The sequence below is a fragment of the Nocardia coubleae NBRC 108252 genome, assembly GCF_001612805.1.
GTDB lineage: Bacteria > Actinomycetota > Actinomycetes > Mycobacteriales > Mycobacteriaceae > Nocardia > Nocardia coubleae.
Genome location: NZ_BDBD01000025.1, coordinates 115,197 through 127,615 on the forward strand (window position 1 = coordinate 115,197; position 12,419 = coordinate 127,615).

12 protein-coding genes are annotated in these 12,419 nt (G+C 69.2%); 6 read left to right on the plus strand and 6 right to left on the minus strand.

Annotated elements, in window-relative coordinates:
• Positions 1-34 precede the first annotated feature (34 nt).
• Positions 35-646, minus strand: coding sequence for an aa3-type cytochrome oxidase subunit III (gene ctaE, locus NCO8_RS25680; RefSeq protein WP_067642954.1), 612 nt, complete (start codon positions 644-646; stop codon positions 35-37).
• A 180-nt stretch (positions 647-826) separates the two neighbouring features.
• On the opposite strand from ctaE, the gene NCO8_RS25685 reads away from it, so the two are divergent.
• Both NCO8_RS25685 and trpD read left to right on the plus strand, forming a co-directional pair.
• A complete protein-coding gene (locus tag NCO8_RS25685) occupies positions 827-1,246 on the plus strand; it encodes a hypothetical protein (protein ID WP_067642957.1) in 420 nt (139 codons plus the stop codon).
• Between the two features lie 77 nt (positions 1,247-1,323).
• Entirely contained in the window at positions 1,324-2,433 is a 1,110-nt protein-coding gene (gene trpD, locus NCO8_RS25690; RefSeq protein WP_157105097.1) for an anthranilate phosphoribosyltransferase, read from the plus strand.
• Positions 2,434-2,438: 5 nt separating this feature from the next.
• Here trpD and NCO8_RS25695 read toward each other — a convergent pair whose 3' ends face one another.
• The 5 genes from NCO8_RS25695 to NCO8_RS25715 form a co-directional block, all read right to left on the minus strand.
• On the minus strand, positions 2,439-2,714 hold the full coding sequence (locus NCO8_RS25695) for an Lrp/AsnC family transcriptional regulator (protein ID WP_067497390.1): 276 nt from the start codon (positions 2,712-2,714) through the stop codon (positions 2,439-2,441).
• Between the two features lie 4 nt (positions 2,715-2,718).
• On the minus strand, positions 2,719-3,249 hold the full coding sequence (gene trpF, locus NCO8_RS25700; RefSeq protein WP_157105098.1) for a phosphoribosylanthranilate isomerase: 531 nt from the start codon (positions 3,247-3,249) through the stop codon (positions 2,719-2,721).
• Positions 3,250-3,433: 184 nt separating this feature from the next.
• Positions 3,434-5,368 (minus strand): DEDD exonuclease domain-containing protein, encoded by a 1,935-nt coding sequence (locus tag NCO8_RS25705; protein WP_210740858.1) that lies wholly within the window; start codon positions 5,366-5,368, stop codon positions 3,434-3,436.
• A gap of 132 nt (positions 5,369-5,500) precedes the next feature.
• Entirely contained in the window at positions 5,501-6,511 is a 1,011-nt protein-coding gene (locus NCO8_RS25710) for a tetratricopeptide repeat protein (protein WP_067642966.1), read from the minus strand.
• A gap of 10 nt (positions 6,512-6,521) precedes the next feature.
• Positions 6,522-7,751 (minus strand): ATP-binding protein, encoded by a 1,230-nt coding sequence (locus tag NCO8_RS25715; RefSeq protein ID WP_067642969.1) that lies wholly within the window; start codon positions 7,749-7,751, stop codon positions 6,522-6,524.
• A 661-nt stretch (positions 7,752-8,412) separates the two neighbouring features.
• Here NCO8_RS25715 and NCO8_RS25720 point away from each other — a divergent pair.
• From NCO8_RS25720 to NCO8_RS25735, 4 genes are all read left to right on the plus strand, one after another.
• Complete coding sequence (locus NCO8_RS25720) at positions 8,413-8,982, plus strand: C40 family peptidase (RefSeq protein WP_067497378.1); 570 nt, start codon at positions 8,413-8,415, stop codon at positions 8,980-8,982.
• 219 nt (positions 8,983-9,201) lie between these two features.
• Positions 9,202-10,227 carry an NlpC/P60 family protein gene (locus tag NCO8_RS25725; RefSeq protein WP_067642972.1) on the plus strand — a complete coding sequence of 342 codons (1,026 nt, stop codon included), beginning with the start codon at positions 9,202-9,204 and terminating at the stop codon, positions 10,225-10,227.
• Between the two features lie 4 nt (positions 10,228-10,231).
• On the plus strand, positions 10,232-11,221 hold the full coding sequence (locus tag NCO8_RS25730) for a peptidase MA family metallohydrolase (RefSeq protein ID WP_084457474.1): 990 nt from the start codon (positions 10,232-10,234) through the stop codon (positions 11,219-11,221).
• Between the two features lie 63 nt (positions 11,222-11,284).
• Positions 11,285-12,412, plus strand: a complete 1,128-nt coding sequence (locus NCO8_RS25735; RefSeq protein ID WP_067642977.1) for a glycosyltransferase family 4 protein — start codon at positions 11,285-11,287, stop codon at positions 12,410-12,412.
• Positions 12,413-12,419: the final 7 nt, after the last annotated feature.

A 12,419-nucleotide genomic window follows, 5' to 3' on the forward strand; every position in this document is an offset into this window, starting at 1 on the left:
AACCGACTTGTGCAAAAGCTTGTGTGCCCGCGGGCTAGCTGACGAAGTAGATCGTGGCGAACAGCCCGATCCAGACGATGTCGACGAAATGCCAGTAGTAGGACACCACGATGGCGGCGGTGGCCTGAGCGGGGGTGAACTTGCTCAGCGTGGTGCGGATGAGCAGGAACACGAACGCGATCAGACCGCCGATCACGTGCAGACCGTGGAAGCCGGTGGTGATGTAGAAGACCGAGCCGTAGGAGCTGCCCGCGATGGTCGTGCCCTCGTGCGCCAGGTGGTAGTACTCGTAGCCCTGGCCGAGCACGAAGAAGGTACCCATCAGCAGGGTGATCGTGTACCAGCGGCGCAGGCCGAACACGTCGCCCTTCTCCGCGGCGAACACGCCCATCTGGCAGGTGAACGACGATGCGATCAGCACGGCCGTCACCGGGACAGCCAGCGCGAGGTTCAGCTCGGTGGGCTCCGGGGGCCAGTCGCCGTGCGCTTGCGCGCGCGCAACGAAGTACATGGCGAAGAGCCCGGCGAAGAACATCAGCTCGCTCGACAGCCAGATGATGGTTCCGACGCTGACCATGTTGGGCCGGTTCAGCGAATGCACACGCTGAGTAATGGCCGATCCTGGGGTGCCTACTGCGGTCGTCACGGGGTAAGTATGACTCTTCGTAGTACGACAGCTGTACCCGGGTACGAAAGTTTGTCGCGCGGACCGGAAAACCCACGTACAGAGGGGGTCCGAAGCAACCGTCGGCGTGTTGGCGACTCGTCGCGTGACAACTCATTGTGACAGCGTTGGATGTGGATAGGCTGAGACGAGGAGGCGACGATGGTCGTAGTGCGGATGTGGCGGCGGCTCTTCGGTGGGCAACCCGGTGGGCTCGATCCCACGCGTGAGGATCTGGTCGTCGTCGCGTCGAGCTTCGACGACACCGAGGCGTCCTCGGTGGCGCTCGACCGGGCCGTCGATCTCGATCGTGGGGCGCAGGCGGTGTTGCGGCACCATCTGCGGCTGCCCGCCGATCGCATCGACGAGGCCTGTGAGATCGCCGGATACGACGGATACGAGCGCGCGGAGGCGGTGCGCGGGGTCTCCGACGATCTCGTGCCCGTGCTGCTGCAACGGGTACAGCTGCTCGACCCGCTGACCATCTCACAGGAACGTTCGCGGATGGCGGGCCTCGCGCAACGCCACGACGGGGTCGCCGACGGGTGGGACGCGCTGCAGCCGCCACGTCCGGCCGCCTAAACTTGCCGATCGAGCGCACAGTGGTTGCGCAAGCGCAACCTCGTTGCGCCCGTCGTCGAAACGGAGATGCAGAGCAGATGAGCGTGCGCAGCTGGCCCCAGGTACTCGGGACACTCGCCGACGGGGGTGACCTCGGCTCCGACGACACCGCGTGGGTGATCGACGAGATCTTCACCGACAACGCCACCCCTGCCCAGATCGCGGCCTTCGGCGTCGCCATGAAGATCAAGGGCCCCACCCCCACCGAGCTGGCGGGCATGGTGTCGGGGATGCTCGGGCACGCGCGGCTGGTGCACGTCGACGGGGACGCGGTCGACATCGTCGGCACCGGCGGTGACCGTTCCGGGTCGGTGAACATTTCCACTATGTCCTCGGTGGTCGTCGCGTCGGCGGGGGTGCCGGTGGTCAAGCACGGCAACCGGGCCGCGTCGTCGAAGGCCGGTGGCGCCGATGTGCTCGAGGCGCTCGGTGTGAAGCTGGCGCTCGGCCCGCAGTCGGTGGCGCGGTCGGTGCGCGAGGCCGGGATCGGGTTCTGCTTCGCACCGCTGTTCCATTCGGGGCTGCGTTTCGCCGGTGCGGCGCGCAAGGAGATCGGCATTCCGACCGTGTTCAATATCCTCGGCCCGCTGACGAATCCGGCGCAGCCGCGCGCCGGGCTGATCGGCTGCGCGTTCGAGGACCTGGCGCCGGTGATCGCGGGTGTGTTCGCGCGACGCCGCTTCGCCGACGCGGTGCCGGGTGTCGCGGGGACCCCCGCCGAGTACAGCGCCAGTGCGCTGGTGGTGCGTGGGCGCGACGGGCTCGACGAGATCACCACCTCGGATCTGACCGATGTGTGGGTGGTCAGCGGTGGGCGCGTCGAGCAGACGGTGCTCGACCCGACCGCGCTCGGCATCCCCCGCGTCGATCTCGACGAGTTGCGTGGCGGCGACGCGGCCGAGAACGCGCGGATCGCGCGGGAGGTCTTCGCCGGGACACCGGGGCCGGTGCGGGACGCGGTGCTGCTGAATTCGGCCGCGGCGATCGTCGCCTACGACCTGTCACGTGGCGTGGGCGATGTCGATCTCGACCTGGATGCCGCGCTCTCGGCGGCGATGGAACGCGCCGCCGCCGCGGTGGACAGCGGCGCGTCCGCGAAGTTGCTGCAGACCTGGGCCGAACTCACCCAGGTCCTCGACGACAACTGAAAGCCCTACTCCCCCAGGGAGAATCCGGCTTCCACGTCGGCACTGGAATAGGACTTGAAGGCGATGTGGGTGGTGGTGCGGACCACCCCGTCGACCTTGTCGATGCCCTCGGTGACGACCTCGGCGATGCGCTCGTGATCGCGTACCCGCACGATCGCGATCAGGTCCACATCGCCTGCGCAGGAGTACACCTCGGCGACTCCTGCGGTATCGGCGAGCGCCTGTGCGGTCTCGGGGATGCGAGAGTTCTCGGCCTGGATCAGCACGATCGCGGTAATCATGGAATCAGCCTAGAACTTCGGGCCGCTCGGTGGCCGCTTTGAACCGTCGCATGAGGTCGTAGCTCTTTACACCCGGTGCCGTTTCCAGCGAACTCGACACGTCGACGCCGTAGGGACGGTGGCGGGCGATGACGTCGGCGACATTGTCCGGGTCGAGGCCACCGGCCAGCACTACCCGTCCCGGCTGGGCGCGCACCCAGTCGGGGAACTCCTCGAAGACGCCGCTGCCCGCGCTGGCGTCGTAGAAGAAGTATTCGCTGGTCTGCTCGGGTGCGGGCGGGGTCGAGGAGCAGAAGGCCAGGTTCGGCAGGTCGGCCCACCGGTAGAGCTGGACGACGTCGAAGGCGTCGGCCACCTCGGCGACTTCGGCGTGTTCCAGCGCGACCGCGAAGGTGGTGATGCGACCGCGCGCGTAGTCGGCGAGGGCACGGGCCTGCTCGGGCGTGCGGTACCGCTTGCTCTTGGGCGTGACCATGACGCCGATCGCCGAGTAACCCAGCTCGACCGCCCAGTCGATCTGTTCCTCGGTGGTCAACCCACACACCTTCACGAACACCGCCACCAGTCCTTTCCACCGTGAACGCCACCATCCATGATCCAGGACGGGCCAGGTGCGTCTCGGACAGGTCGGCCGAACACCACCGTTTACCCCAGCCCCTCCCCTGCTGTTCGGCGTAGAACACGCGCCTGCTGCGGTTTCCCCACGACCCGGCGGGCGATCACCGCTCCGCCAGATACTGCTCCTGCTCGGACCGTACTTCCGCCGCCTCCCGGGCCAGCTGCGCCCAGGCGACCCAGCGGGCGGCACCGTGCAGCGGTTCGCAGTACCCGTCGCTGGTCCGGACGATCCGGGCGCCGGGTTTGGCGAGCCAGCGCGCGATGACGCCGACCTCTTCCGGCGGCGCACCGAGGAGCGGGGGCACGTCGTGGGCGAACATGGCTGGCCGCTCGGCGCGCGACCCGGCAAACTCGGCGAGCGACGGAGCCATGATGGGCGACGCGGGAGGCTCAGCAGTGGGCTCGGACGGATCGGTTGTCGCCGAGACGTCGGCGATTCCGGGGATCGGCATCGCTGCTCGTGACGGTGTGCGCTCCTTGCTCGTTGCCGCGTCGCCGAGATCGGGCACGACCGTTTCCGCGGCGGCCACGATCTGGTCTACGACAGCCATGGGTGGGGTGCCGCGGCGGGCGACGCCCGCGGCGGCGAGGCGGCCGTGGCGGATGACGGAGAATTCCCAGCCACCCGCGCCGTCGGGAAGGGCGATGATCAATTCGGCGAGGCGGGCCAGGGCAGCCAGTCGTTGCGTGCGAGCCAGTTTGGTGACCACGGCGGCGGTGCGATCACGCAGGCGCGCGGCTGCCTCGAAATGCTCTGCCGTGGAATAGGTTTCGATGCGCTCGAGCATGGCGCGCAGGAGGGTGTCGGAGCGACCCGTGAGCAGATCGCGAACCGAACCGGCGGCGGGTGCGTAGGTGGCGGCATCCGAGCCGTCGTCGCGGGCGGCCGGGCATCCGCCGACGATCGCTGGTTGGCACATGTGTCTCGCGGCGCGGGTGAGCCGGGTGGCACAGGTGCGCAGACCCGCGAATTCGGCGATGGTCAGGCCGACATCTACGGCGTCGGCGCGAGAGTTGAACGGGCCGAGAGCAGTTCGGGTCGGCGTGCGAACGGCGACCAGGCGCGGGAAGGGTTCGTCGGTGAGAGTGAGCCACCAGCCACGCTTGGGGAACTTCGAGCGGCGATTGTAAGGCGGGGCGTGGGCGGCGAGCAGTCGCAGTTCGCGAACACCGGCTTCGAGTCCGTGCGCGCAGACCACGTGGTCGACCCGTTGTGCCAGCGCCACCATCTCTTTCATGCGGCCACGCGTCTCCGAACCGGTGAAGTAGTTGCGCACGCGGCGGCGCAGATTCACCGCCGTCCCTATATAGAGGGCTTCGTCGGACGGGCCGCGGAACAGATACACACCCGGCGCGGCAGGGAGATCGTTGGCGAATGTCCTTTTGGCGCGCTGTGTTCCGGTGACCCCTGGCAGATAGTCGAGCAGCTCCGTCAGGCTCTGCACACCTTGGTTACCGACGCGGGCGATCAGCGCGTGCAACACGTCGACGGTGGCGCGGGCGTCGTCGAGAGCGCGGTGCGTCGGCGTGGTCGACGCACCGAGGATCTGTGCCAGCACCCCCAGCCGCGCCGACGGCGCCTCGTCGCGAGTGAGCACCCGCCGCGCCAGCTTCACCGTGCACAGCACCTGGGGATTCGGCCACGGAATGTCCTGGCGCGCGGCAGCGGCTTTCAGGAAAGCCGTGTCGAACCGGGCATTGTGTGCCACCAGCACCGCCCCCGCCGCGAACTCGAGAAACCCCGGCAACACCGCCTCGATCCGCGGCGCGGCATACACCATGGCCGTGGTGATCCCGGTGATCTGCACGATCGCGGGCGGAATCTCGTACCCCGGATTCACCAGGGTCGCGAACTCCCCCAACACCTCTCCCCCACGCACCTTCACGGCCCCGATCTCGGTGATCGCATCACCGTCGGGACTGGTCCCGGTGGTCTCCAGGTCGACGACGACGAAAGTGGTGGCATACAACGGCGTATCGAGCTCGTCGAAGGCCAGCTGCCGCGCGGCCGGGAGTACAGGGTCGGGCACGGACAGCAGAGTAAGGAAGGGGTCCGACAGGATTGTTGGAGCGCTGGCGCGCTCGAGTCGGCGGCCCCATGCGGTCCCGACGCTGCGCGGCGATCCCTCCGCCGTGCCAGGAGGTTGCCTCGGTGAAGGGTGGCGGGTTCAGCGGGGCACGTGCTGTGGCCAGGCGGGGAGGGGTGGGGTGGGACGAGCCGTCAAGTAGCGGCTCCACTCGGGGAAGTTGGGCAACGGCTGCGGCTTGTAATTGGTGAGCGGTGGGCGCAGGGTCGTGGTGGGGCGGGTCGAGGCGTCGTCGGTGTCGACTCCCGACACAGCGCGGGCCAGTCCGACGACGAACAAGAAGACGAGTACGGCGATCACGCCTGTGCTCGATCGTCTGGCACCGCCGGCGCTCGGACCGCCGAGGTACTCGCGGCGCACCGCCGGGTCTCGCAACGACCCGGAAGGATCGGGTACCTGCCGCAGCAGTTCCCGCGCCGCGGGCCCGTGGGCCGGTTCGAGTTCGGCGGCCCGCAACAACCACCGCTCGGCATCCGCCCGCCTGCCCGACCGCGCGGCGTCCGCGCCGAGCAGATACATGGCCTCGGCATTGTCGGGTTCCAGCCGCAACGCCTGCTCGAGTGCCGCACGGAACGCCGCGGCGCGCTGGGCGTCGGCCTCGGCGCCGTGCCACAGCACGCGGGCACGCGTGATGTAGAGGAGGGGTTCCTGCGGGTCGAGTTCGATGCCGACGTCGACGGCTGCCAGCGCCGCCTCGCGGTCCCGGGGCGCCAGCACGACCGCGAGTACCCGGTGACACTCGGCCGCCCAAGGGTTCAGGTCCACGCAGGTGTACGCCGCGCGCACCGCCTCGTCCTGATGGGCGAGCGCCGCGATCCGATCGGTGTCGGTCAGCCGGTCGAACAAGCCGTGTTCACTGAGCGCGAGCAGGACCCACGCGAACAGGTGCTCGGGGTCGTGGCGCAGCGCCGTGCGTGCCGCCGCGCTCGCGGTGGCGAAATCCGCGGACCTCAGCCACGTGTGCGCGACGTGTGCGTGGGCATCGGCGTTGTCGGGCTCGACGGCCAGGAGGGCGGCCAGCTCGGCGCGGGCCGCCTCGAGCCGGTCCAACTCGACCAGTACGACGGCCCGGTCGAGTCGCGGTTCGCTCATCGGTGCCGGTTCAGCGCTTGATGCGCTTCAGGTACCGGGCGAGATCGTCATAGCTCCCGTCGCCGTTGGCGAATTCGACCACATTGCGGGCGGATTCGAACCAGGCACCGGTACTCGGCCGCACCTGGGCGAGCGCGGCCCGCACATCGGGCATGCCGACGGGACGCACCTCGCCCGTGCGCATCGAGTCCGCCATCGCCAGCTGCGTGGCCGAGGTGCAGATGTGGGCGAGGTCGGCGCCGGACAGGCCCTCGGTGTGCGTGGCGAGGGCAGTGAGGTCGATGCCGGCGATCGGGCGGTCGCGCAAGTGGTAGTGCAGGATCGACCGGCGCGCGGCCGCGTCCGGTAGACCGACGAAGATCATCCGGTCGAAGCGGCCCGGCCTGCGCAGCGCCACATCCACGTCCCACGGGTGGTTCGTCGCGCCAAGCACGAACACGCCCTCGTTGCTGTGGGTCGCCGAATCCATCTCGGTGAGCAGCTGGTTCACCACCGTGCGCATCGCCGAGGAGCCGTGCATCTGGCTGCGCTTGTGTCCGAGCGCGTCCACCTCGTCGAGGAACAGCACGCACGGGGCGTTACGGCGGGCCATCTCGAAGACGCTGTGCACATTGCGCTCACTCGACCCGGTGTAGATGTCGAGGATGTCGGCGATCTCGATCGGATAGAAGTTGGCGCCGAGTTCCCCCGCCACCGCCGAGGCGATGAAGGTCTTGCCGCAGCCGGGCGGGCCGTAGAGCAGCAGGCCGCCGCGGGCGGAGGTGCCGAACGCCTTGGCGAGTTCGGGATTGCACAGCGGACCGAGCAGGGTGAGGTCGAGTTGCCGCTTCACCTCGTCCATGCCACCCACATCGGCCAAGCCGAAGCGAGGGCGTTCGAGAGTGGCCGCGTCGTCGTCGGTGACGAACTCGGTGGGGGCATCGACGAAGGCGGGGGCGATGATGTCGCCGACCTGGCTCTCGGCGGCCGCCCAGTCGTAGCCGGTCGGCACGGCAGCGGGCGGGGCGGCGGGCGCCGGTTCCGGCGATCCACCACTCAACGCGGTACTGCACCGTGTCATCAAGGCCAGGACCTGCGCGTTCCCCGGCTCGTCTCCGAGTGCGACACCACAATGCGCCAGCGCGTCGGCATACCGTTGCCGCTCGATCAGCAGCTCGATGACGCACACGCGCAGCGCGAGCACCCCCGGACTGCGGTCAAGCATCGTCAGCATGTCGGTGAGTACCTGGTCGTCGGCCACCGCTCCCCCTTCGCACCGCGAACATTCGACCGTACCGTAACCGCCCCAACGGGTTTCGCTGAATCGGCCGAAGATCGGTCCCACCCACCGGGACCAGGTCCGCGAGCCCGGTGCCCGACCCGATGCCGATCATTCGCCGCGAATATTTCGCACCGATGCGAACAAAATGACCGCGAGCAAACCCAATTGAGACCGGCATCACAGATATCGCAGTTATGCATTACTGCCGCCGAAACGATCGGATAAGTGACGTTTCCAGATTCCGACCGCGACAGCGGGCGGCGCGCCCGGCGTGTTGACTGGATGCCAACCGGCGGGTCGCCTTGGCGCCACGCTCGCCCAACCTGGGACTTCACTGAGAATTCACGGCGTGTCGCACAGACACACCGACCCGATGCCGCGCCGGGTGGCAGTCGGCCCGCTCGAGAAATTCGACCTGGCGTTATCTTTTCGTGATTCGGTGTGACTCACGTCGCACGTTCGTTCCGGTCGAATCGACGAATTCCCTTCCAGGACGCATGTCCGACTTTACAAACCACCGTGATTGGTTCGTAACCTTTTCGAGACCTCACGGAGTCCGCCAGGCCGCAACGGCTCGGCGCGAGGAGTCCGCCCCGTCATACGGACGGGACGTCGTGGGGCAGATTGGAAGTACCGCATCATGGCGACCAACACCGTCAAGCGTCAGGCGCAGCGTGCCGTTGCCGCCGGAGCCGTCGGCGCTGCCACCATCGGCGCGTTCCTCCTGCCGGCCGCTCCCGCGTCGGCGACGCCCGTCACCGTGCCCGGCATCGGCACCTTCGAGGTGCCCAACGAGATCCCGATCCCGGCGGGCATCCCCGGCATCGAGGCCCCGGCCGCGCCGCACGTGTTCACCGCGCCCACCGCCACCGCCGCCGACATCGCCCTCGATGCCGCGCTGAGCAAGGTCGGCTCCCCCTACGTCTACGGTGCCGCGGGCCCGGACGCCTTCGACTGCTCGGGTCTGGTCCAGTGGGCCTACCGCCAGGCGGGCGTCGAGCTGCCCCGCACCAGCGGCGCCCAGCTCGGCGCGGGCACCCCGGTCGCGCTCGGCGACCTGCGCCCCGGCGACCTGGTGTCGTTCTACGGCGGCGGTCACTCGGGCCTCTACGCCGGTGACGGCAATGTCGTCCACGCCGCCACCTCGGGTTCGCCGGTGCACGTCGCCTCGCTCGACTCGATGCCGTTCGCGGGCGCTCGCCGCTTCTGATCCAGCCGGCACGGTGCGTCGTTCTCGGGGAAGGGCGCACCGTGACCCTTTCGTGCCCCACTGGACACGAACCCTCGCCGTTCCGTAATCTGATCGAGACCTTCGTGGCGGACGAGGAAGTCCGGGTTCAGGTAAGGCGCTTGCATCGTCGGATATCGAGAGAACGGGGCACGGGGCACTGTGAGATCACAACACCGGAGATTTCACGCAGCGCGTGGATTGGCCGGAGCCCTGTCCGCGACCGTCCTGGTATGCACCGCCGCCGTGGCCGGCCCCTCCTCGGCCGACCCGGTCGCCCTCCCCACCACCGCCGGTGACGCGATCGCCCGCATGGTCGACCTGTCCCGGCAGGCCGAAGCGGTCAACCAGGAATCCCTCACCGCGCAAAGCGAACTCGACGCGAAACTGGCCGTCCAGCGCGATGTCGACGCCGCGCTCGCCGCCGCGACGGCCGTAGCCGACGCCGCCCGCGCCGAGGTGCGCAAGTTCCAGCCGATGATCGACCGCGCCGCCGTGGCCGCTTACACCGGCGCGCGCACCGACCGCATGTTCGCCGTGCTGTCGAGCAACTCCCCCCAGCAACTGCTGGACAAGATGTCTACCCTCGACGTGCTGTCCCAGCAGACCGCCGACTCGGTCCGCGAATTCAAGAAGGCCGCCGACGCGGCGACCGCCGCCGAGACCACCGCCCGCACCGCCGCCGATGCCGCCCGCGCCGCGACCGCCGCCGCCGAGGCCGTGCGCGCCGATGTCGACCGCAAGCGTGCCGACCTCGCGGCCGCGACCACCCAGGTCGTCGAGGCGTGGGGCGCGCTGTCGGCCCGCGACAAGTCAACTCTCGCCGGCTCCCCCTTCCCGCCCGGCTTCGATCGCGACAGCCTGCTCGCGGGCCTCGTTCCCGGCAGCGGAACGAGCGCGCTGGCCGCCGCCCTCACCCGGGTCGGCGATCCGTACGTGTGGGGCGCCACGGGCCCCGACCAGTTCGACTGCTCCGGTCTCGTGCAGTGGGCCTTCAAGCAGGTCGGCAAGAACGTCCCGCGTACCAGTTCCGCGCAGGCCGGGTACGGCACGCCCGTCGCCAAGGAAGATCTGCAACCCGGTGACGTGGTGCTGTTCTATCCGGAGATCTCGCACGTCGGGATCTACGCGGGCAACGGAATGATGGTGCACGCCTCCACCTTCGGCGTACCCGTCGCCGTCGCACCGATCGACACCACCCCCTATCACTCGGCCCGGCGATACTGAGGCCGTGAACGTGCGCACCTGGCTGTCGGCGCGTGGCCGACTCGAATTCTGTCTCACGCTCGCGTCGGTCACCCTGCTGACCGGGGCGTGCGTCGCCCTGATCCTGGTGCCGCGCAACGCCGGACCGCTGCAGCTGGCCACCGATCAGGCCGAGGTGCTCGGCACGACCGTCGGCATCGACGATCCGCGTCTGGCCCCGGTGCGCCGCGAGGTGCAGCCGTTCGGCCCGATCCTGGTGCGTCAGGTCGAGGCCGGTGGCGCCGACACCGCGCTGGTGGTCGCTCATCCGGGCCACGAAGCCGATCTCGAGGTGCTCGAGGCCCAGCTCGCGCCCGCGATCGCCGACGTCAGCGCCGTGTGGGGCACCGAGTGGAACCGGGCACCAGTCATCGTGGTCGCGAGCAACAGCGCCGAGTTCACCGCGTTGACCCGCCGGGCGGGGGCGTCGACCACCGCCGACGTGGCCGCGGTGTCGTTGACCGGCTCCTACGTACCCGGTACCGAGCCCACCGAGCAGCGCATCGTGTTCAACCCCGATGCCCGTCGCCGCGTCGGTGACGAAGGCATGGCGACCCTGTTGCGCCACGAACTCACCCACGTCGCCACACGTGCGGTCACCGTCGACGGTGCACCGCAGTGGCTACTCGAGGGGTTCGCCGAGTACGTCGCCCAGCGCGCGAGCGGTCAGACCTTCTCGCAGATCGCCCCGACACTCACCACCCGATTACGGGCGGGCACGCTGCCTGCCGACCTGGTCACCGACGCCGAGTTCACCGGCACCGACGCCGCCTTCGCCTACGAATCGGCGTGGAGCGCGTGCGCCTACATCGCCGACCAGCACGGTCCGGCCGCGCTCACCCAGCTGTACCGGCAGCTCGCGCAGGGCTCGCAGTCGACCGCAGCACAGGACGCGGCGATCACCACCGTGCTCGGTGCCTCCCGATCCCAGCTGCTCGACGGCTGGCGCTCCTGGCTGCGCGCCCACGCTGTCTGACCACCGGCCACCTCGCCCGACCGCCGCCCCTCGTCGAGGCACCGACACATTAGGTTGTTCACTATGGCCCGAACTCTCCTGGTTACCAACGATTTCCCACCTCGGCCGGGTGGTATCCAGTCCTATCTGCAGGCACTGACCCAGCAGCTGCCCCCGGAGGACCTCGTCGTCTACGCCCCCCGCTGGCGCGGTGACAGTCACGAGAAGTTCGACGCCACCCAGAAGTTCCGCGTGGTCCGCCACCCGACCACACTCATGCTTCCCACCCCAGCCGTGATCAAGCGAGCAAGTGCGCTGTTGCGCGAAAACGATTGCGACACAGTCTGGTTCGGTGCCGCCGCGCCACTGGCCGCGATGGCGCCCGTACTGCGACGAGCGGGCGCCGAACGCATCCTGGCCAGCACCCACGGGCACGAGGTCGGCTGGTCGATGCTGCCCGGTTCGCGCCAGGTGCTGCGCACGATCGGCGAGAACACCGATGTGGTCACCTACGTCAGCAAGTACACCCGAGGCCGGTTCGCCTCGGCGTTCGGTCCGCGCGCGGCGCTGGAACATCTGCCCCCGGGCGTCGACCCGTCCGAATTCCGCCCCGACCCGGGCGCCCGCGCCGAGCTACGCGCCCGCTACGGCCTCGGCGACCGGCCGACCGTCCTGTGTCTGTCGCGACTGGTGCCACGCAAGGGCCAGGACATGCTCATCGTCGCGATGAACGAGATCAGGGAACGGGTCGACGGCGCGGTGCTGGTCATCGCGGGCGGCGGACCGTACGAGAACCGGTTGCGCGGCCTGGCCGAGGCCCTCGACCTCGGTGACAGCGTGGTGTTCACCGGCCGCGTCCCCTCCGGTGAGCTCGCCGCCCACCACACCATCGCCGATGTGTTCGCCATGCCGTGCCGCACCCGTGGCGCCGGGCTGGACGTGGAGGGCCTCGGCATCGTGTTCCTCGAGGCATCCGCGACCGGGGTGCCGGTGGTGGCAGGCGATTCCGGTGGGGCGCCGGAGACGGTGCGCGAGGGCGAGACCGGTCTGGTGGTGCACGGTCGTTCGCTGCCGCAGATCAGCGATGCCATCGTCGAGCTGCTCACCGACCGCGACAACGCCGCGCGCATGGGTGCCGCGGGCCGCGAATGGGTGCAGCGGAACTGGCATTGGGATCGCCAGGGAGCCCGTCTGCGGCAACTGCTCGGATGACACCCCG